The organism is Flavobacterium sp. LM5 (assembly GCF_002017945.1).
Taxonomy (GTDB): Bacteria; Bacteroidota; Bacteroidia; order Flavobacteriales; family Flavobacteriaceae; genus Flavobacterium; species Flavobacterium succinicans.
Genome location: NZ_MUFX01000001.1, coordinates 1,534,859 through 1,557,320, shown reverse-complemented (window position 1 = coordinate 1,557,320; position 22,462 = coordinate 1,534,859). Strand labels below are relative to the sequence as shown.

Below are 22,462 nucleotides of genomic sequence, written 5' to 3'. Positions count from 1 at the left end.
ATAAATATATTTAATTGGTTATTAATACAAATTGTTATGTAGGTCATTTAAAAAAAAGTAATTTGGGCTTTTACTTTTCTAAAAAAGCGGCTTTAATTTGTTAAAAATTTAAACCTTGTTTATTTTGATGTGTCAAATATAATATGGTTTTTACGGATTTTAAAAATATAAAATACAGTATTTTAGGGATTTACATAACTTTTCGACAAAGTGCAAAACTACTCCGATAAACTACATTTTGCAAAATAAAACAAATAGGAAAAATAGCGTTAATTATTCATGCTTTAAAACAAAAAAAGGGAACCTAATAATAGGCTCCCTTAAAAGTATTTAATACTCTAATATTACTTAGTAAACAATAATTCTCTGTATTTAGTTAAAGTCCATAACTCATTATCAACTAACAATTCTAGTTTATCACAGTGGTTACGAATCTCTTCAAAATAAGGTTTTACTTTATTACAGTAAGCCTCAGCCATTTCTTGAGCATCTGCTAACTTGTTCGCTACTTTTCTCTCGTTGGTCATCAAAGCCACTTTAGAATTAATTCCTTCAATATGACCAGAAATTTGTTTGATCAAAATAATTTGTTCCTTGGCTACATTTTCAAAATCAGAACCAAAAATATCTTTTAATCCTTTAACATTCTCTATTAAAGTATTTTGGTAACGAATAGCTGTTGGTATTACGTGATTTTTAGAAATATCTCCCAATACACGTCCTTCAATTTGGATTTTCTTAGTGTACTCTTCCAATTCGATTTCATAACGAGCCTCAACTTCCACGTGATTCATAATTGCTAACTCGCTAAACAAATCTAAAGCTTTTTTAGAGGCTCTAGCTTTTAAAGCTTCTGGAGTAGTTTTGAAGTTACTCAATCCTCTTTTTGCTGCTTCATTGGCCCATGCTTCGCTATATCCGTCTCCTTCAAATAAGATTTTCTTAGATTGTTTGATGTATTCTCTCAATACATTAAAGATAGCATCATCTTTTTTCATATCATTAGCTTCAATCAAAGCATCTACTTCTACTTTAAAGTCTTTCAACTGTTTGGCTACGATAGCATTCAAAGTAGTCATTGCGTTAGAACAGTTAGCAGAAGAACCAACTGCTCTGAACTCAAATTTATTTCCAGTAAAGGCAAATGGAGAAGTTCTGTTTCTATCTGTATTATCTAAAAGTACGTCTGGAATTTTACCAACAACGTTCAATTTTAAGTCAGTTTTTTCTTCAGGAGATAATTTTCCAGCAGTTACGCCTTCTAATTCCGCCAAAACTTTTGTCAATTGCTCTCCAATAAAAACTGAGATAATTGCTGGTGGCGCCTCATTTGCTCCAAGTCTGTGATCATTACTTGCTGTAGCAATAGATGCTCTTAATAACTCTTCATAATCATTTACTGCTTTAATCGTATTAATGAAGAAAGTCAAGAACTGTAAATTACTCATTGGCGTTTTACTTGGGCTTAACAAATTCACCCCTGTATCTGTAGCTAATGACCAGTTGTTATGTTTTCCAGAACCATTAACTCCTTTGAATGGTTTTTCATGTAACAACACTTTAAAATCATGTCTTTCAGCTACTTTACCCATAACATCCATTAGCAAACAGTTGTGGTCTACTGCTAAGTTCGTTTCTTCAAAAATAGGCGCTAACTCAAACTGGTTTGGTGCTACTTCATTATGACGTGTTTTTACTGGAATTCCAAGCAACATACATTCTTGTTCCAAATCTCTCATGTACGTTAAAGCACGTGAAGGAATTGAACCAAAATAATGGTCATCTAATTGCTGTCCTTTTGCAGAAGTATGCCCTAGTAAAGTTCTACCAGTCATCATCAAATCAGGACGAGAATTAGCTAAAGAGCTATCAATCAAAAAGTATTCTTGCTCCCATCCTAAAGTAGCAGTTACTTTCTTTACGTTCTTGTCAAAATATTTACATACTTCCGTTGCAGCCTCATCCATCGCCGATAACGCTCTTAATAATGGAATTTTATTATCTAAAGCTTCGCCAGTATAGGAAATAAAAACAGTTGGAATACATAAAGTAGTCCCATAAATAAAAGCTGGAGATGTTGGATCCCAAGCGGTATATCCTCTTGCTTCAAAAGTATTTCTAATCCCTCCATTTGGGAAACTTGATGCATCTGGCTCTTGTTGAACCAATTGTGCTCCACCAAATTTCTCTACAGAATCGCTACCATCGTATGACGTTTCAAAAAAAGCATCGTGTTTCTCTGCAGTTGTACCAGTTAATGGTTGAAACCAGTGCGTATAATGCGTCACCCCTTTAGACAAAGCCCACTCTTTCATACCCATTGCTATATAATCAGCAATTTTTCTGTCGATTTTGGTTCCGTGCATTACAGCTCCTTTTACTGCTTTATAAGCGTCTGAAGTCAAATATTGCTTCATCGCTTTATCATTAAACACATTGGAACCAAAAAGAGTTGATTTTCTATCGGTTTCTTCAAATTTAACTGGCTTTCTTGTAGATGCTTCTTTTAAAGCTTGAAAACGTAATGTAGACATAAAAGATTGTTTTTTATTTATTAAACCCCTAAAATTTAATGCAAATATAAAACTTTTATCATTCTACATGAATTTTACCTCTACATTTTATAGGGCTCAATGCAAAAAATAAGAATTTAATAATTTATTATTACAAATCTATCAACTCCATAATTATCCCTGTATTAATATCTATATTTTTACATTTTAACCAAGTTGGTTTTGGAGGTCAAATAAAAATATAAAATATTTTTCTAAAAATTTTACTAGTATCAACTCTTCAACTACATTTGTCTCAAATAAAACAATAATATATGATAGTTTGGGGATTTTTCATTGTAATGATTATGGGGGTTTTAGCACTTGATTTAGGTGTTTTCAATAAAAACCCCCATATAATAAGTACTAAAGAAGCAAGTAAATGGACTTTAATTTGGTTCACGCTATCCATGCTTTTTTCTGGTGTAATTTATTGGCTGTACAACAATAACTTAATAGACAATCCAACTCAACTAAAACCCACGGTAGCTACTATGAAATTTATCACGGGCTACCTTATAGAGTTATCTTTGAGTGTGGACAATATATTTGTAATTGCCATTATTTTCGCTGCTTTCAAAATCCCACAAAAATACCAACATCGTGTCCTCTTTTGGGGTATCTTGGGTGCCATCGTTTTTAGAGGGTTAATGATTTTCTTTGGCGTGATGATCATCAATAAATTTGCCTGGACCACCTATTTATTCGGTGGATTTTTACTATTTACTGCCATCAAAATGCTTTTTGCTGGCGAAGATGATGAATTTGAACCTAAAAATTCTTTTGTATACAAAACCCTTGGCAAAATCATTCCTCTTACTTCACATACTGACAGAGAGCATTTCTTTATTAAAATAAAAGATAAAAATCATGCTACTCCACTTTTTGTGGCGTTGATCGTTATTGAAGTTATGGATGTTTTATTTGCAGTGGATAGTGTTCCAGCCATATTAGCCATTACCTCAGATCCTTTTTTGGTATTTAGCTCCAATATTTTTGCAATTTTAGGATTACGTTCGATGTATTTCTTTTTAGCCAATATGCTGGCAAAATTTAGTTATTTGGAATACAGCTTAATTGCAATTTTAAGTTTTGTGGGACTGAAAATGTTACTGCATGATTATATAGAAGTCCCCGAATGGGCTTCATTAGGATTCATTGTACTTTCATTAGGAACAGGCATTCTTGTTTCCTTAAAACTCAATAAAGAAGAAGACATCATTGAGTAAAACAAAAAAAGCGGTGTCCTACAACACCGCTTTACTATTGAAAACTTATCCAAGTTATAATTGAATCTGTTTTACTTTACCATCATTTAAATTTAAGGCTTTTATAACTGAGAAATAATCATTAGTATTCAAATTTCTTGAAAAAGCAGCAGGCACAATAACAATTCTAAATGTTTGATTTCTTAGAAACTCAGGTGTTAGTGCTAAATTATAGTTACCACCTGCATAAATAGTAAAGTCCTCTCTACTAAAATCAAAATCATAATCTAGTTCCCCTTGTGAAGTATATAGCGTTCTTGGGATGGATTGCCATATAGGCGTTGAACCATTAACCGTTCCCGTTAACCTATAAACCAAAATGACATCAGACGGAAAAATTTGTGGCGATAGTTTCTGATAAATATTATATCCATCAGTTGCATTAAAATCAAAATTTACGTTTCTAAGTTCAAAAACCTCTCCAATTGTATCAGAATCAAAGTCATCATCAGATGAACATCCTGAAAATGCTATCATTCCAATAACAGCAATTAATGTAATTATTCTTTTCATTTTTATTATTTTTTTAAGTTATTAAGTGTGCAATTCAAAAACCGAACCATTTTTTTGTGTTATTAAAAAAATATTATTTTCTCGACATAATTTTACTAAAAAACAAGAGATGATACGGCAGGGCATTTTCCCAATACACCCAAGTATGTGCACCTGCTCGCTCTGTATAATCATGCGCTACTTTATTATAGACTAATTGTCGGTGTAATTCCCTGTTAGGCTCAATCAAAAAATCATCTACACCACAATCCATTATTAAAGGTAATTGATTGACCTTTATCGCATCGATCATTCTTAAAACAGCGTGTTTTTCGTATAATTTTCTATTATTACTTTCCTCCCCAAAAACAGGTTGCATCAATTCAATTACTTGAGCAGATGACTGCCTATCGAGCATAACACTCATATCCACGGCACCACTCATACTACCGGCTGCACAAAACAATTCAGGATGTTTTGCGGATAAATATAACGCTCCATGTCCACCCATAGACAAACCTGTAATAGCACGTGCCCGTTTATCAGTAATAGTTCTGTAGGAGGCATCAACTGCTCCTATCACTTCTTTGGTTATAAAGGTTTCAAACTGACTCCCTTTGTTTATCGGGCTATCCAAATAAAAACTATATTTCTCCCCTTCGGGCATCACAATAATCAAGTCATATTGATCGGCCAAATTTTTTACTAAATTCTTGCTTGGTGTATTTTTTAACCAATCACTAAAATGTCCGTAAGCACCATGTAACAAATACAAAACGGGATAAGAAATTTTACTTTTGGCATAAGAATTTGGAAGTACGACTGCAGTTTTGAAATTCTTATTCATCGCAATACTATTCACCATAATCGTATCTACTTTGGCAGAAAAAACGGGAATAGTCATTAAAAAGAAAAATAATAAAACAAAAATTTTGAACCTATTCATAAGTACTAGTATAACTTTATTGGCCAATTTACAAAACTTACCCTTTACTTTGTATTAAAAAAAGAATAAACTACTTAATGATTGTTTTCAATCCATTACGATATTGAGAGGCGCTACAGCCCGTATAAGCTTTAAAAGATTTATTAAAATGACTAAAATTATTAAATCCGCTTTCAAAACATACATCATTAATGCTCATGGGTTTTTCTGTTAAGAGTTTACAAGCATGAACAATGCGGTACTCATTTACAAAAGTGGTAAAAGTCTTATTGGTAATCTTCTTAAAATAACGACAAAAAGAAGGAATTGTCATACTGACCAATTCTGCCACTTCTTCTAAAGTAATCGGCTCTTGAAAATGATCTTTAACATGATTAAAAACAACATTTATTCGATCATTATCCTGAACTTGTAATTCTAAAGAAAAACCCTCAGCGTTCAAAATGGAGTTTTCTGTTGAATTACTCATATCATAAAGCACACTCCACAACATTTGCAAACGCTCAAATGGATCAAGAGCATTCATTTGTCCGACCTTTTCTCCAATTCGCAATTTTGCTTCACCGCTAAAAGCAATACCAGCCTTGGCTTGTTGCAGTAAATTAGAAACTTTACTCATTTCTGGAATCTTAAAAAAATCATCCCCTAAAAAATCAGGATGAAATTGAATCACAGTTTCGGACTCATTTCCTGTCTGAGCATTTGTAAAACCACAGTGCGGCAAATGACTTCCAATTAAAATTAGATCACCCTCGGTAAAATAAGAAAGATGACTCCCTATTTGGCGTTTTCCTGAACCACCATGTACATAAACAATTTCAATCTCGGGATGATGATGCCACACATGTGACTTACTATTTGTGTTTTCATCAAATTGAAGAATCGTAAATGAACTCCCGTAAGATGGCGCAATAACTTCTAAAGCAACTTCCATTTTTTTCATAAAACATAGATTTTACTTGACCTACCAAAGCTACATAAAAGATAATCAATATTATCAAAATTAACATAAATCGTTTTCGAAAATGACAATATAGCATAGATATTAGAAAAAAAAAGTTGTTTTCGTCTTGCATAAACTTCAATAATTTTGCCAAATAAATTATTAATTACAACAATTACAAAATAAAATCTATGAAATCAATTCAAAAATTAAGCTTAATCGCAATATTCTTATTAGCCAATTTAAATTCATATACCATTGATGGTGAATTTTTCCTAAATGTAAAAAACACTAAAGGAAACGAAATTAGTTTTTCAATGAATGGAATTGAAAAAGCTTTAATTGCTATTTACGACGCCGAAAATGAATTGGTTTACTCTGAAAATGCAAAAGGACAAAATGGTATCATCAAACATTACGATCTTGCTGATTTACCAATGGGAACTTACACTTTAGTGGTAACTACTGCACTTAAAGAAGTAAAACACGAAATCAAAGTAAATAGTGGTAATTCTGTTTTAAACAGAAGAGCTTATTTAGAAGTTTACAAAAATTCATTCAAAAATAACTCGCTGGTTTCAAAATAATAAGGTCAAGAAACTAGAATTTATACTTTTTTTTTAAAAGCTGTCTTGATGGACAGCTTTTTTTATGCCACAATAAAACATAAAACAGATTAGTAAAATTCATTTTAATCCATTAATAGATCATAATGACAAAATAGCATATGTATCAGAAAAAATAGTTGTGATATCAGGAACTAATAAAATTAATTTTGTAAGACAAATAACAACCAAACTAAAACCAAATAGCATGAAATCTATCTCAACTTTTTTATTCGCTGTATTTTTATTCGCCTTCAGTATTAAAACGTACGCCATTGAAGGCGATTTTATTCTTACTGTCAAAAAAAGACAGGGAAATGAAATTCATTTTATATTAAATGGTAAACAAAAAATAAAGATTTCCATTGTTGATGCCGCTAACAAAGAATTATTCTCAGAACAGGCTATTGGCGAAAAAGGAATTACAAAAACCTATAATCTTGATGAATTTCCAGAAGGCCAATATTATTTAATTGTATCTAGTGATCTTAAATCGGTAAAGCACAAAATAACCATTACTCAATCCAGTTCACAATTGAGTAAAAATCCAATCGTAGAAGTATACCTAAACAAAGTAGACAAAAAAAAATTATTTACAGTGCAATAAATTTGTATTATCCATTTTCACACTAAGAAGACCATCCTAAGCGGTCTTCTTTTTTTTTAGTATTGAGCATTCCTTTTACTTTACCATAAAAAGACTTGCTGATACCCTTCAATACTGTTCTTTTTACAGAATAAAACAAAAAATAACATTTACAACTCGTTTCAGAATATAGTAAAAGATTAGCTCACCAACTATTCATTAGGATTTTTCGAATAACCATATACTTTTGAAACTTCTTAACACCACTAATTAGTTTCACCCATTTCATCTGTTTTGCAAACACACTATGTTCTCCGCTACTGCTACACTAACAAATTCGAAAAAATCAAAGCATTTATTTATACAAAAACAGATTAAAAACTAAAATTATATTATTATCATAAAAAAAGCCAATTTTTCAATTTTTATACGTTACAAAAATTCTTTAGATGATGAAAAAAAACAATAAAAATCATTTTTCAATACACATTTCATATCTAGAACCTATACTATATTAACTAAAACATATGCTAAATTACCAAAAACAACACAACTACGTTTTCGAAAGGTTAAAATAACAACTAAATTAGAAAATCCTGTTGTGTTTGAATAAAACATGTTCAAGTAATTTAGCACCAGAAATTCTAACTAACAACTTAAAACAAACATTATGAAAACATTCTCAAAATTAGGTTTAGTAGCAGTATTTGCCCTAGCAAGTTTAAACACTTACGCAATTGAAGGAGATTTTTTACTGAATGTAAAAAAAAGAACTGGAAACGAAATTAGTTTTTCTCTTAATGGCCAACAAAATGTTATAATTTCAATTTATGATCAAGAAAACAATCTATTGTTTACTGAAAAAGCATCAGGAAAAAATGGAATCATAAAAAACTACAATCTAGAAGAATTTCCACAAGGAAAATACTATTTAGTAGTTGAAAACAAACTAAAATCAGTAAAGCATGAAATCGCTATTGATAAAAAAGAATTAGTAGTCAACAGAAAAGCTATCGCTGAAGTTTTTAAAAACAATGCACAAAAAATTGTAGCTACAATCAACAAATAAAACACAAACAACAAAATAAGAGCCGACTCCAAAAGTCGGCTTTTTGTTTATAATGGAACTACAACTCCAAACTCAATATTTTTAGTATTAAAACCTGCATTCGATTGCTTTAATCCTGCATTAGAAACATGCCTATAACTGGGCCGAACATCAATAATAAAATGCTTTAACTCTAGAGTATACCCAAGCGCTAGAATATCACAAAAAGCAAAACCTTTAGACAAGCGTTCGGTCTCGGTATCCGTAAGCATAGGACTTATGCTTCCTAAAACGTAAATAGCACTTCGTTTACTGATCTTTTTTTGAACCATCATTCCTAAATACAAAACACCTTCGTTAATGGTTTTTAATTGCATAAAAGCGTCTCGTTTGGCTTCATAATTTGGCGTTTCAGGTTTTACAAAATAAAAATTCAGCAATTGATGAGAAGCGTGATTGTATTCTGGGCCAAAGAAAAAAGAAAAATCAATTCCCTTGTAAGTCCCCCATTTTTTATAAAACAACACTTTATAACTGGAATTGGTATACGTATAATCGGTGTTTTTAAAAGCATTTCCTGTTCCATAAGAAAAACCTAATTTCCAACTATCATTACTCGATTGACACCATATAAGATTACTACAAAGGAGAAATAAAAAAGAAATAAATAATCGCATGCACTTAATTGAGTTAAATAAAAAAGCATTCCTATGACTCTAGGAATGCTTTCAAAAGTAAACTAAAAATTTGTATTATTTAGGAATGGATTTAAATCCCATATTGAACAAAGTAAACGCCTGAATATCGGCAGCTTCTTCAATTGTCTTAGACACTGGTTTTCCAGCGCCATGTCCCGCATTGGTCTCAATACGAATCAAAACGGGGTTACTGCCTGTTTGTTTTTCTTGTAATTCAGCAGCAAATTTAAAACTGTGCGCCGGAACTACACGATCATCATGATCTCCAGTGGTTACTAATGTAGCAGGATATTTTACTCCTGATTTTACATTATGCACTGGCGAATAGCCTTTTAAATAGGCAAACATTTCTTTAGAATCTTCAGCTGTGCCATAGTCGTACGCCCAACCTGCACCAGCAGTAAATGTATGATAACGCAACATATCCAAAACACCAACCGCAGGAAGTGCAACCTTCATCAAGTCGGGTCTTTGTGTCATTACAGCTCCAACCAATAAACCACCGTTAGAACCACCACGAATTGCTAAGAAATCGGATGAAGTATACTTTTGAACGATTAAATATTCCCCTGCTGCAATAAAATCATCAAATACATTTTGTTTTTGCATTTTGGTTCCGGCGTCGTGCCATTTTTTTCCATATTCTCCGCCTCCACGCATATTGGCTACTGCATAAATTCCGCCCATTTCTAACCAAACCGCATTGGCAATGCTAAAACTTGGTGTTAAACTCACATTAAATCCACCATAACCATACAAAATAGCTGGATTCTTTCCGTTTAATTGCAATCCTTTCTTATGGGTAATAATCATCGGAACTTTTGTTCCGTCTTTTGAAGTAAAAAATACTTGTTTAGACTCATAATTTTCAGAAACAAAATCAACTTTAGGCTTAACATAAACAGACGACTTACCACTTTCTGGAAAGAAGGTATAAGTGGTTCCTGGTGTAACGTAGTTGGTAAATGAAAAATACAACTCTTTATCTTTGGCTTTTCCTCCAAAACCTGAAGCTGTACCAACACCTGGCAAGGCAATAGTACGAATTAGTTTTCCTTTATAATCAAATTGTTTCACAACAGACACAGCGTCTTTCATATAATTAGCAAAAATATATCCAGCACCAGTCGATGGATTTAATACTTGCTCGGTTTCTGGAATCAAATCTTTCCAGTTTTCAACACCTGGGTTTGCAACATCTACAGTAACAATTCTTTTGTTAGGCGCTTTTAAATTGGTAACAATAAACAATGTACTTCCTTCATTATCCAATACGTCAACATCAAATTCAAATCCTTTATGAATAGCAACAATAGGGCTATTTGCAACAGATAAATCTTTAAAGTACAATTCATTCCCTGAGGTAGAATTAGCGGCAGAAATAAACAAATAACGATTATCATCCGATACATAGCCACCAACATATCTGCGTTTTTCTTGATCTCCAAATAGAATAGCGTCTTCTGCTTGTTTAGTTCCAAGCTTATGAAAAAATAAACGGTGTTGGTCTGTTTTTGCAGAAAGTTCACTTCCTTTTGGTTTTTCGTAACTAGAATAAAAAATTCCTTCATTCCCTTTCCAAGACAAACCACTAAACTTTACATCCACTAAAGGTTCACCTATACTCTGCTTCGTTTTAGCATCAATAAAAATAACTTTCCTCCAATCACTTCCCGCTTCTGAGATGGAATAAGCCACTAAAGAACCATCTTTAGAAAAACTCACACCATCCAATGAAGTTGTAGCGTCTTTAGAAAAAGTATTGGGATCTAAAAACAACTCTTCAGTACCTTTAGCATCTTTTCTATACAATACTGATTGGTTTTGCAATCCATTATTTTTATAATAATACGTATAATCTCCTTCTTTGAAAGGAGCTGAAACTTTTTCATAATTCCAAAGTTTTTCCATACGTGCTTTTATCGTATTTCTAAACGGAATTGCAGCTAGATAATCGAAGGTCACTTTGTTTTGTTCTTTTACCCAATCAGCAGTTTCGGCTGAACGGTCATCTTCTAACCATCTAAAAGGGTCTGGAATAGAATTACCAAAATAAAGATCTACTTTGTCAGTCTTTTTAGTGGCAGGATACTTTATCGCGGATTGCCCATACGAAAGCAAAGAAGAAGAAACAATCATAGTACTTAAAATTACTTTTTTCATATATGTGAGATTAATTTAAAATGGAACACAATTTTATAAAAATACTTCAAAACAAATCTAATAAATTACCCTCAAACTAAATATAAAACAAAAGTTATTTTTGGGCGTGCCCCTCCATAAAAATTCCAGGTCGGGCTGTACGTTCCCGCTTCCCGATGAAAAATCGGGAGAGCTCCACTGCCATCCCTCACGCAACTGATCAACAATTCCTATTTTAGTTAACACAACTACAAACCTAATGAGTAAACAAAAAAAGGGCGCATCATACAATGCGCCCTTTGTTATCAACAGACTATAACTTAATTGTTCTCGTTATGTCTTTCTTCAATTAATTTTTTATCAGCAATAGAGATAGAATCTACTAATACTGGAGTAGCAATAAATAATGAAGAATATGTTCCTACTACAATACCAATCAACATAGCGAAGATAAATCCTCTAATAGACTCTCCACCAAAGATGAACATGATTAACAATACCACAATCATCGTTAATGACGTATTAATCGTTCTTGACATAGTAGAGTTAATAGAATTATTTACGATTTCAGCAAAATTACCTTTCGTTTTACCATCTAAGAATTCACGTACTCTGTCAAATACAATTACAGTATCATTCATTGAATAACCAATAACTGTTAAGATTGCCGCAATAAAGTGTTGGTCAATTTCCATACCGAATGGCATGAATTTGTAGCATAAAGAATAGATTCCTAATACAAAGATAACGTCATGCGCTACCGCAGCAATAGCTCCTAAACTATATTGCCATTTTCTGAAACTGATTACCAAATACAAACCAACAATAAGCATAGCTCCTAAAACTGCCCAGTATGAATTTGTTTTAATATCTTCTGCTACTGTAGGTCCAACTTTTGAAGCCGAAACCACCCCTACAACTTTACCGTCGTAAGCATTTACAAATTTATCATAAGTAACATCTGCAGAATAATGCTTTTTTAAGGTTTCATATAAAATTTTATTTACTTCCTCGTCAGCTTCACTGCCGTTTTCTTCAACCTTATATTTAGTAGTAATCTTCAATTGATTGTCTTTACCAAATATTTTAGCCTCAGCACTTCCAAAAACCTTAGTCAATTCTTCTTTAATTTCCTCAGCTTTTACAGGTTTCTCAAAACGCACTTGGAATGTTCTTCCTCCAACGAAATCAACCCCTTGATCAAAACCATTTGTAGCTATAGAAATAATAGATACCACAGTTACAATAGCTGAGAATGCATAAGACCATTTTTTAATTCCTAAGAAATTAAAGTGGAAATTAGTAAAGAAATTTTTAGAGAAGTTAGTAACGAATGACAAGTCATTTTTACCTGCAATATTTCTATCAATAAAAATTCTAGCAATAAAAATAGAAGTAAACAATGAAGTTACGATACCAATTAATAAGGTAGTAGCAAATCCTTTGATTGGTCCTGATCCAAAAATAAACAATACAGCACCAGTAAGAATATGGGTTACGTTAGCATCTACAATAGAACGCATAGCACCTTTCCAACTGTAAGAAGCAATAACAGCTTCATTCAATGTTTTACCTAAACGTAATTCTTCTTTCGCTCTTTCGTAAATAATGATGTTCGCATCCACTGCTGTACCCATTGTTAAAACGATACCCGCAATACCAGGCAAGGTCAACACCGCACCTAAACTTGCTAAAATTCCGAACAAGAACAACAAGTTAACCGCCAATGCGATATTTGCATACCAACCTGCCTTACCATAATATACCATCATCCAAAGCGAAACTAATAAAAGCCCAACTATTGCAGACATTGTTCCATTATCAATAGCTTCTTGACCTAAAGATGGCCCTACTACTTCTGATTGAACAATATCAGCTGAAGCTGGTAATTTACCTGCTCTTAAAACGTTGGCTAAATCTTTAGTTTCTGTAATATCAAAATTTCCAGAAATCTCAGATCTACCACCAGAAATTGGTCCTGAAGATACTCCAGGTGCAGAATACACCACATTATCTAAAACGATAGCAATATATCCTTTAGTAGTATAAGCTCTTCCCGTTAATTCTTCCCATTCTTTGGCTCCTTTTGAGTTCATTTGCATAGATACTGCAGGTTTACCCATTTGATCAAAGGTATCCATTGCATCCGTAACTACACCACCAGCCATTGAAGGAGCATCATTTCTATTTCCTTTTAAGGCATACAATTCAACCGCATCGATTTTTTTGTCTTTAGCTTTTGCATCAGCAATTGAAGTAGGTTTTCCCCAAACAAATTTAGCATAACGCTGGTCTCCAGACAATAATACTTTTATGTCAGCTCTTTTTAAATACCCATTAACAACAGCCGTGTCTTTTGGAGAAAACATTCCTAAAACAGGCCCTCCACCTTGAGCAATAATTTTATCAAACAAAGGATTTTTACCTGCTTTTGTAGCAGTTGAATCTTTTTCGTCAGCCAATAAAGCACTTAATGTATCTTTAGCTATTTTTTTAGTTTCAACTTTTGCCACTTCCGTTTTCTTCAAAACATCATTAGCAGCTACTAAGAAATTACCAATTTCTTCAATTTTATAGGTTTCCCAGAATTGTAATTCTGCTTTACCTTGCAATAATCTTTTGATTCTATCTACATCTTTAGCACCAGGTAATTCAACAAGAATTCTTCCAGACTCACCTAATTTTTGGATGTTTGGTTGTGTAACGCCAAATTTATCGATACGCTCTCTTAAAACACCAAAAGCACTCTCAACAGATTCATTAACTTTTCTTTTGATTACTTTTTGTACTTGCGCATCTGTCATTTGAAAATCAACACCACCCTCACCTTGCAAGCTTCTGTTTGCAAAAATTTCAGGAGACGCTAATTTTGTAGTACCGTTTGCATTGGCTTCAAAAGCCTCAAAAAAGGCATCCAAATAGGTTTGATTCCCTTTTTGATTTGCAGTTGCATCCGCTAATGACTTATTAAAAACTGGGTTTTTAGAATTATTAGACAAACCTTTCAAGATATCCTTAACTGAAATTTGAAGAATAACATTAATTCCACCTTCTAAGTCAAGACCTTTATTAATTTGTTTGTCTTTAACCTCATTATAGGTAAAATCAGTAAAACCAAGGTTGAATACTTTTTCTTTCCCAATGGAATCTAAATATTTTACTTCTTTGTCAGTGTTTCCACCAGCAAATGATTTTGCATCACTTTGAATCTTATCAGAAACAAATGTGAATGAAAGTTGGTAAATACTTACCAATGCAAATAGAATTGCGAAAAATTTAATTAGTCCTTTATTCTGCATTACTACTAAAAATTAATTATTTTTTTAATACTCTTTTTGTTCTAAACCTCAATAAAATAAGCGGTGACCTCGTTTTTTTTAAAACAAAAAAATCAATCGTGCATTATATCATTTTTTTTAAACCGAGCAAATATATCATTAACGGAATGATAAACCAATTTTTTTGCCCATTAATCTCAAAAAAAAAACTGCAAAAGTGCAGTCTTTTTTTTGAGATATAAAAATGGCTATACCAATACAGCTTTCAAATCAGCATTCATTGCTCTTACAGCGTCTGCACTTTTGGCAAATGCCGCTTTTTCAGCTTCATTTAAGTTAATATCAAGTATTTGCTCTACTCCATTTTTACCAATAATACATGGAACACCAATACAAATATCGCTTTGACCATACTCTCCTTCTAAGAAAACAGAACAAGCAATCATTTTCTTTTGATCATTCAAAATACTATCTACAAGGTAAGCTACTGAAGCACCTGGTGCATACCAAGCTGATGTACCTAATAAACCGGTTAAAGTAGCTCCTCCAACCATTGTATCTGCCGCTACTTTATCTAAAACTTCTTGAGAAGCAAACTGAGAAACTGGAATACCATTATAAGACGCCAAACGAGTCAAAGGAATCATAGTTGTATCTCCGTGTCCTCCAATAACCATAGCAGATACGTCGTTAGCTGGCACATCTAGTGCTTTTGACAAGAAATATCTAAAACGTGAACTATCTAAAGCTCCACCCATTCCGATGATTCTGTTTTTTGGCAAACCTGTTGCTTTCAACGCTAAATAGGTCATTGTATCCATTGGATTAGACACTACTACTACAATTGCATTTGGTGAATGTGCTAGAATATTATCAGCAACCGTTTTTACGATTCCAGCATTGATCCCGATTAATTCTTCACGTGTCATCCCTGGTTTTCTAGGAATACCTGAAGTAATCACTACTACATCACTGTTCGCTGTTTTAGAATAATCATTAGTACTACCTGAAACTTTGGTATTAAATCCTGTATTAGTAGCACATTGAGAAATATCCATAGCTTTACCTTCAGCAAAACCTTCTCTAATGTCTAATAATACTACTTCACTTGCAATTCCTCTGTAAGCAATTACATCTGCGCAGGTTGCTCCCACATTTCCTGCTCCTACAATGGTAACTTTCATTTTAATTTTGTTTTATTTATGTATAAAAATTGATCCTTATAATCAATCCCCTAATTTACGCATCTATATTGGCATATACAGCATTTTTTTCAATAAATTCTCTTCTTGGTGGAACTTCATCTCCCATTAACATTGAGAAAACACGATCTGCCTCTACCAAACTATCAATATTTACTTGTCGTAAAGTCCTGAAATTCGGATCCATAGTCGTTTCCCACAACTGTTCCGCATTCATTTCTCCAAGACCTTTATAACGTTGAATTGCTGCACTACCACCCATCCTTTCATTGGCTTGATCACGCTGAACATCATTCCAAGCGTATTCTTTTTTATTTCCTTTTTTAACCAAATACAAAGGTGGCGCTGCGATATACACGTGTCCTTCTTCAATTAATTCTTTCATAAAACGGAAAAAGAAGGTCAAAATCAACGTAGAAATATGACTACCATCAACATCGGCATCACACATAATAATTACTTTATGATAACGTAGTTTAGAAATATTAAGCGCTTTACTATCTTCTTCTGTTCCTACAGTTACACCAAGTGCTGTAAATATATTTCGAATCTCTTCGTTTTCAAAAACTTTGTGATGCATGGCTTTCTCCACGTTCAAAATCTTACCTCTCAAAGGCAAAATAGCTTGAAACGCACGATCACGTCCTTGTTTTGCTGTTCCACCAGCCGAATCTCCCTCGACAAGATACACTTCACATCTTGCCGGATCTTGTTCTGAACAATCGGATAATTTACCAGGTAAACCTCCACCGCCCATAACGGTTTTACGTTGTACCATTTCACGAGCTTTCTTAGCTGCGTGTCGCGCTTGAGCCGCTAAAATTACTTTTTGGATAATGATTCTAGCATCATTTGGATTCTCTTCCAAATAATTCTCTAGCATTTCTCCTACCGCTTGACTTACAGGAGAAACTACTTCTCTATTTCCTAATTTGGTTTTTGTTTGTCCTTCAAATTGTGGCTCTGCAACTTTTACAGAAATAATCGCAGTTAACCCTTCACGGAAATCATCTCCAGTAATTTCGAACTTTAATTTATCAAGCATTCCAGAAGCATCAGCATACTTTTTAAGCGTTCTTGTCAAACCACTTCTAAAACCTTGCAAATGCGTTCCTCCTTCGTGTGTATTGATATTATTTACATACGAAAATATGTTTTCAGAATAACTTGTGTTGTATATCAAAGCTACTTCAACAGGAATTTCTCCTTTTTCGTGATCCATTGAGATTACGTGTCCAATAATCGGCTCACGGTTTCCATCCAAATAGCGAATGTATTCCTTTAATCCTTCGGTAGAATGAAATACTTCTCCTAAGAAATTACCATCTTTATCAACTTCTCTTTTATCTGTAAATGTGATTGAAATCCCTTTATTCAAAAAAGACAATTCACGCATACGTGCAGAAAGTGTATCATATGAATACTCTGTAGTTTGCGTAAAAATAGTTGGGTCAGGATAGAAAGTTACAATAGTACCTCTTTTAGTGGTATCTCCAATTTGTTTTACTGGATATAAAGCTTTTCCTCTTTCGTATTCTTGCTCATATACTTTACCATCGCTACTATGAACGGTTGCTCTTAAATGAGAAGATAAAGCATTCACACAAGATACCCCAACACCGTGAAGACCTCCAGATACTTTATAAGAATCTTTATCAAATTTACCTCCAGCTCCAATTTTGGTCATTACTACCTCAAGTGCTGAAACGCCTTCTTTTTTATGAATCCCTACTGGAATTCCTCGACCGTTGTCTTCAACTGTAATAGAACCATCTTCATTTATTGCAACGCTAATAGTGTCGCAATGCCCACCCATCGCCTCATCTATAGAGTTATCTACCACTTCATACACTAAATGATGCAAACCACGGACACCTACATCTCCAATATACATCGATGGACGCATTCTTACGTGCTCCATTCCTTCCAATGCCTGAATACTATCTGCTGAATAATTGTTCTTATTGATTTCTTCGCTCATATGTGTTTATTCTAAAATATATTTTCTATAACACGCAAATATACAAAAGCAGAAAGGATTTTAGTTCAAAAATGGCTTTTTAAGCGTCCAAGTTATCAACATTTATGGTTTATATCCCAAAACAAAAAACGCGCCTTAAAAAGGACGCGTTTTCCACATTTAAACCTGAATAACTAATTCAAAATTTATGCTTTTACATAAGCATCATCGTGCACATTGGCCACGGCTCTACCTGATGGATCGTTCATGTTTTTAAAAGCTTCATCCCATTCTAAGGCGATTTTGGTACTACAAGCCACACTAGCTTCTTGAGGAACACACAAAGCCGCTGCATCACTTGGGAAATGTTCTGCAAAAATAGAACGGTAGTAATACTCCTCTTTTGAAGTTGGTGTTTGCAAAGGGAATTTATATTTAGCATTAGCCAATTGTTCGTCAGTTACTTCTTCAGCAACAACTGCTTTCAAAGTATCAATCCAACTGTATCCCACACCATCACTAAATTGTTCTTTCTGTCTCCAAGCTACACTTTCAGGCAACATGTCTTCAAAAGCTTTACGAACTACCCATTTCTCCATTGGGTGTTCTTTATTGATCATTTTATCTTGAGGATTAATGCGCATCGCCACATCCATAAACTCTTTGTCTAAAAATGGTACACGTCCTTCAATTCCCCAAGCAGCCAAACTTTTATTCGCTCTCAAACAATCGTACATATGAAGTTTCCCTAATTTACGAACGTTCTCTTCGTGAAATTCTCTTGCATTCGGCGCTTTATGGAAATACAAATAGCCTCCAAATAACTCATCGGCACCTTCACCAGACAACACCATTTTAATTCCCATTGATTTAATCACCCTTGCCATCAACCACATAGGAGTTGAAGCTCTTACAGTAGTAACATCATACGTTTCTAGGTTGTAAATCACATCACGAACAGCATCCAATCCTTCTTGAATGGTAAATTTAATTTCGTGATGAATCGTTCCAATATGTTCTGCCACTTTTTGAGCAGCAGCTAAATCTGGCGAACCTTCTAAACCAACAGAAAACGAGTGCAATTGTGGATACCAAGCATCTACTTGATCGTCTGACTCAATACGTTTTTGAGCGTATTTTTTGGCTACCGCCGATGTAATTGACGAATCCAAACCTCCTGAAAGCAACACTCCATAAGGCACATCACTCATTAATTGTCTGTGAACCGCAGCTTCTAAAGCTTCTTTAATCGCTGGAATACTAGTTTCATTGTCTTTTACCGCTTCATAGTCTGTCCAATCTCTTTTGTACCATTGTACAAACTCACCATCTTTACTGGACAAATAATGTCCTGGAGGAAACAACTCTATTTTTGTACAATAGCCTTCTAATGCTTTCAATTCAGAAGCTACATAAAAAGTGCCGTGTTGATCCCATCCTATATATAAAGGAATAATTCCCATATGATCACGAGCTACAAAGTACTCGTCTTTTTCAACATCATAAATAGCAAATCCGAAGATTCCATTCATTTCGTCAATAAAATCAACTCCTTTTTCTTTGTATAAAGCCAAAATTACTTCGCAATCACTTTCGGTCTTAAATTGATATTTACCATCAAACTGTTTGCGTAAATCGCGGTGGTTATAAATTTCGCCATTGGCAGCCAAAATCAAATTGCCATCTTCGCTTAACAATGGTTGTTTCCCTGAAGCTGGATCTACAATGGCCAAACGTTCGTGAGACAAAATCGCTTTTTCATTACTAAAGATGCCACTCCAATCTGGTCCACGGTGGCGGATAATTTTAGACATTTCTAAAACTTGAGGTCTTAGGGTTTCTGATTTCTGTTTTAAGTCAAAGGCACATACAATTCCGCACATAGCTATATTTTTTAATCTGATTATTTAATTTGATGAAGCAAAGATGACACAACAGATACAAATAGAAAACTCAAAATCCACTTTTAGTTATAAATTATAACCAAAAATGGATTTTTAAGTAAAATATGAAATACAAAACAGAACCAATTAGAAGAAACGCTTAAAATCTGTAAATCGAGAACGCTATCTAATTCCAAACACTATTTCATTATAGCCAATCCTATTTTTGTCATATCGAGCGCAGTCGAGATATTACAAGGGTTCTCGAGTGAGCTACCATTGACGTTTTTGTTTAAGAAGGGTTTCGACTGCGCTCAACCTGACAATGCAAATGTCATTTAATATTGCTTTTTTAGAATTAAAATCAAACCTCGAACTGACAAAATGGACTATTAAAAATAAGTTATTGCTATAATCACGATTATTTTTGCTTTGATCCTTTGATATAAGTACTTGAAGGCTTCATCTTAACAATCTGACCAGCTTCGACTTGCATCAAATCGGCATCAAAAACCACAAAATCCGCCCACTTACCGACTTCCAAACTTCCTTTTTCGTTTTCTTCGAAATTAGAATAGGCGGCCCAAAGCGTCATTCCTTTTAAGGTTTCTTCGCGAGACAAAGCATTTTCGATTTGGAAACCATTTTTAGGAAATCCTTTTACATCTTGACGTGCTACTGCAGCGTGAAACGTAAGCATTGGATTGACTTCTTCCACAGGAAAATCAGTTCCTAGGGCTATTGTACCTGCTTTTTGAAGTAGCTTTTTATTCGCATAGGCATTTTTCAAACGGTCTTTCCCCAAACGATCACCTGCCCAATACATATCCGAAGTGGCGTGTGTGGGTTGAACGGAAGGAATGATTCCGAGTTTGAAATAATCAAAATCGGATTCCTGAATTACTTGTGCGTGTTCAATTTTCCAGCGACGGTCTTTTTTACCTGTCAAAACTTCTTTGTAGATTTTAAGCAAAACAGTATTGGCCGAATCTCCGATGGCGTGCGTATTGAGCTGAAAAGGCGAATTGGCAATTTGTTGAGCTACTGCTTTCAATTGAGGCACTGGAGACAACAAAGCTCCAAATTGTTTAGGACTATCCGAATACGGTTTGTGCATACAAGCGCCTCTGGACCCCAAAGCGCCATCGCCATACATTTTGAATGAACGCACATTCAGTTGATTGGTTTTGTAGATTCCTTTTTTGAAATACAAATCCATATTTTTTTGATTCGCCGTAATCATAGCATAGACATTGATTTTCATTTTTCCCGCTTTTTGCAAACTGTCTATCAACTGAATAATATCAGGGTCTAATCCTGCGTCGTTCACAGTAGTCAAGCCATAATCAAACATTACTTTTTCGGCATCCAAAAGCGCGGCGATTTGTGTTTTTCGGCTGGGTTTTGGAATGATTTTAAACACCAATTCCATAGGATTGTCAATCAGAATTCCGGTTGGCTCACCATTTTGAAGTTCAATTTGTCCGCCTTCCGCTTTTGTTTTGGCGGTAATTCCAGCCATTTGCAGCACTTTGGAATTGACCACAATAGCGTGCCCATCAATGCGGTTGAGCACCACAGGAACGTTTGGAAAAGCAGCATCGAGTGCTGTTTTGGTTGGAAATTTCTTCACCGCCCAATCGTTTTGGTCCCAACCATTACCGACAATAAATGTTGGATTTTTTGCTTTTTGAAACGCTTTAAGGCGCGTAATTATTTCTTCGAAGCTTTTCGTGCCTCTTAAATCTACTTCTTGTAACGTTAGGCCATACCCATAAAAATGACAATGCGCATCTATTAATCCAGGATAAACAAATTTTCCTTTGTAATCTAAAATGATCTTGGAAGTATATTTTTTCAGAAGCGAATCCGTATTTCCGATGGCTAGAATTTTTCCATCCTTAATGGCAATAGCAGAAGCTTTTTCAAAGGCAGCGTTTACGGTATAAATGCTAGCATTGGTCACAAGCGTATCCACTTCTGTCTGTGTGTTAGACGTACAAGAAAACAGGAATAGGGATACAAAAAACAGATAAAATGATTTCATAATTTTGAAATTGGGTTTGGTCACGCTAAGATAAGGAAAAGTAAAGTCTAAAATACTTTTAGTCTGCTTGCTAAAAAACAGCCTTAAATGAAGTCACATCCAATTTAAAAAACCTTTCCATTCCCGAGAGAATAGAAGTTTTAGAAAAAAGGAGACTAAAATTTCTTTTTTAGATACTAATACAAAAGTCCTCATGTCCTTCTGTGGTATTTGCTTTGTTGTGGCAGTTGCTGGAGCTGTTTACGGAATCAATGCTTTTAAAGATATTCAAGAAGTAAAAAGAGAAGAATTTGAAAAAGGCATTTTAAAAGGGAGAGAACAATTTTATTATAATTTACCTAAAGACAGTCAAAATTTTTTAGACAATAAATATCCTGAATGGAGAACGAATCAATACTAAATTTCATTGCCCTTTTGGTAAAAAAATAAGCTGTCATTTTTGACAGCTTATTTTTTTTAAAATTTAGGCAGTATAATAATAGCTACCCCTGAGTTCTGAGATTTTTCTTGAATTAATTTTCCTTTGGAATTAAAAATTTTTATAGTTAACAAAGTTTTTTCATCCTCACAGCTTGCATAAAAAATTTTTTCGCTATATCTAGGCACAGAAACAACTTCTTTATGTACTTTTTTAATGTACTTACCTCCAATGATCCCAGTACCGCTGATTAATACATTAGAATCCGGATTATTACTAATAAAAACAACATTTAAATCATAATATTCGTTGTTATTGTCATCTGAAGAACAAGAATATAATGAAAAAATGAATACGGATAAAAAGAAAAACAATATTTTTTTTTTCATAATTT

17 protein-coding genes are annotated in these 22,462 nt (G+C 33.8%); 5 read left to right on the top strand and 12 right to left on the bottom strand.

Features of this window, described 5'->3' with window-relative positions; all coding sequences use genetic code 11:
• Positions 1-344 precede the first annotated feature (344 nt).
• Complete coding sequence (locus tag BXU11_RS06595; RefSeq protein WP_078211446.1) at positions 345-2,534, bottom strand: glutamine synthetase III; 2,190 nt, start codon at positions 2,532-2,534, stop codon at positions 345-347.
• A 293-nt stretch (positions 2,535-2,827) separates the two neighbouring features.
• Here BXU11_RS06595 and BXU11_RS06590 point away from each other — a divergent pair, with 293 nt between their 5' ends.
• A complete protein-coding gene (locus BXU11_RS06590; RefSeq protein WP_078211444.1) occupies positions 2,828-3,781 on the top strand; it encodes a TerC family protein in 954 nt (317 codons plus the stop codon).
• Positions 3,782-3,835: 54 nt separating this feature from the next.
• Here BXU11_RS06590 and BXU11_RS06585 read toward each other — a convergent pair whose 3' ends face one another.
• From BXU11_RS06585 to BXU11_RS06575, 3 genes are all read right to left on the bottom strand, one after another.
• Positions 3,836-4,333 carry a hypothetical protein gene (locus tag BXU11_RS06585; protein ID WP_078211442.1) on the bottom strand — a complete coding sequence of 166 codons (498 nt, stop codon included), beginning with the start codon at positions 4,331-4,333 and terminating at the stop codon, positions 3,836-3,838.
• 73 nt (positions 4,334-4,406) lie between these two features.
• On the bottom strand, positions 4,407-5,258 hold the full coding sequence (locus BXU11_RS06580; RefSeq protein ID WP_078211440.1) for an alpha/beta hydrolase family protein: 852 nt from the start codon (positions 5,256-5,258) through the stop codon (positions 4,407-4,409).
• A gap of 70 nt (positions 5,259-5,328) precedes the next feature.
• On the bottom strand, positions 5,329-6,201 hold the full coding sequence (locus BXU11_RS06575; protein WP_078211438.1) for an AraC family transcriptional regulator: 873 nt from the start codon (positions 6,199-6,201) through the stop codon (positions 5,329-5,331).
• 191 nt (positions 6,202-6,392) lie between these two features.
• Here BXU11_RS06575 and BXU11_RS06570 point away from each other — a divergent pair, with 191 nt between their 5' ends.
• The 3 genes from BXU11_RS06570 to BXU11_RS06560 all read left to right on the top strand — a co-directional run bounded on the left by BXU11_RS06570 (position 6,393) and on the right by BXU11_RS06560 (position 8,461).
• Complete coding sequence (locus BXU11_RS06570) at positions 6,393-6,788, top strand: hypothetical protein (protein WP_024981151.1); 396 nt, start codon at positions 6,393-6,395, stop codon at positions 6,786-6,788.
• Positions 6,789-7,014: 226 nt separating this feature from the next.
• The gene (locus tag BXU11_RS06565) at positions 7,015-7,413 is read left to right on the top strand and encodes a hypothetical protein (RefSeq protein WP_078211436.1); all 399 of its coding nucleotides are present in this window, start codon (positions 7,015-7,017) and stop codon (positions 7,411-7,413) included.
• Between the two features lie 649 nt (positions 7,414-8,062).
• Positions 8,063-8,461, top strand: coding sequence for a hypothetical protein (locus tag BXU11_RS06560; RefSeq protein ID WP_024981153.1), 399 nt, complete (start codon positions 8,063-8,065; stop codon positions 8,459-8,461).
• Between the two features lie 47 nt (positions 8,462-8,508).
• Here BXU11_RS06560 and BXU11_RS06555 read toward each other — a convergent pair whose 3' ends face one another.
• The 7 genes from BXU11_RS06555 to BXU11_RS06525 form a co-directional block, all read right to left on the bottom strand.
• On the bottom strand, positions 8,509-9,117 hold the full coding sequence (locus BXU11_RS06555) for an acyloxyacyl hydrolase (protein WP_078211434.1): 609 nt from the start codon (positions 9,115-9,117) through the stop codon (positions 8,509-8,511).
• Positions 9,118-9,192: 75 nt separating this feature from the next.
• On the bottom strand, positions 9,193-11,301 hold the full coding sequence (locus BXU11_RS06550) for a prolyl oligopeptidase family protein (RefSeq protein ID WP_078211432.1): 2,109 nt from the start codon (positions 11,299-11,301) through the stop codon (positions 9,193-9,195).
• Between the two features lie 299 nt (positions 11,302-11,600).
• Positions 11,601-14,579 (bottom strand): protein translocase subunit SecDF, encoded by a 2,979-nt coding sequence (gene secDF / locus BXU11_RS06545; protein ID WP_078211430.1) that lies wholly within the window; start codon positions 14,577-14,579, stop codon positions 11,601-11,603.
• Between the two features lie 227 nt (positions 14,580-14,806).
• The gene (mdh, locus tag BXU11_RS06540; protein ID WP_078211428.1) at positions 14,807-15,742 is read right to left on the bottom strand and encodes a malate dehydrogenase; all 936 of its coding nucleotides are present in this window, start codon (positions 15,740-15,742) and stop codon (positions 14,807-14,809) included.
• A gap of 55 nt (positions 15,743-15,797) precedes the next feature.
• Positions 15,798-17,741 (bottom strand): DNA topoisomerase (ATP-hydrolyzing) subunit B, encoded by a 1,944-nt coding sequence (gyrB, locus tag BXU11_RS06535; RefSeq protein ID WP_024981159.1) that lies wholly within the window; start codon positions 17,739-17,741, stop codon positions 15,798-15,800.
• 185 nt (positions 17,742-17,926) lie between these two features.
• On the bottom strand, positions 17,927-19,603 hold the full coding sequence (gene asnB / locus BXU11_RS06530; protein WP_024981160.1) for an asparagine synthase B: 1,677 nt from the start codon (positions 19,601-19,603) through the stop codon (positions 17,927-17,929).
• Between the two features lie 421 nt (positions 19,604-20,024).
• Positions 20,025-21,650, bottom strand: coding sequence for an amidohydrolase (locus BXU11_RS06525; RefSeq protein ID WP_078212128.1), 1,626 nt, complete (start codon positions 21,648-21,650; stop codon positions 20,025-20,027).
• A 193-nt stretch (positions 21,651-21,843) separates the two neighbouring features.
• On the opposite strand from BXU11_RS06525, the gene BXU11_RS06520 reads away from it, so the two are divergent.
• Complete coding sequence (locus BXU11_RS06520) at positions 21,844-22,050, top strand: hypothetical protein (RefSeq protein ID WP_024981162.1); 207 nt, start codon at positions 21,844-21,846, stop codon at positions 22,048-22,050.
• Between the two features lie 56 nt (positions 22,051-22,106).
• On the opposite strand, the gene BXU11_RS06515 is transcribed toward BXU11_RS06520, so the two are convergent.
• The gene (locus tag BXU11_RS06515; protein WP_078211426.1) at positions 22,107-22,457 is read right to left on the bottom strand and encodes a hypothetical protein; all 351 of its coding nucleotides are present in this window, start codon (positions 22,455-22,457) and stop codon (positions 22,107-22,109) included.
• Positions 22,458-22,462: the final 5 nt, after the last annotated feature.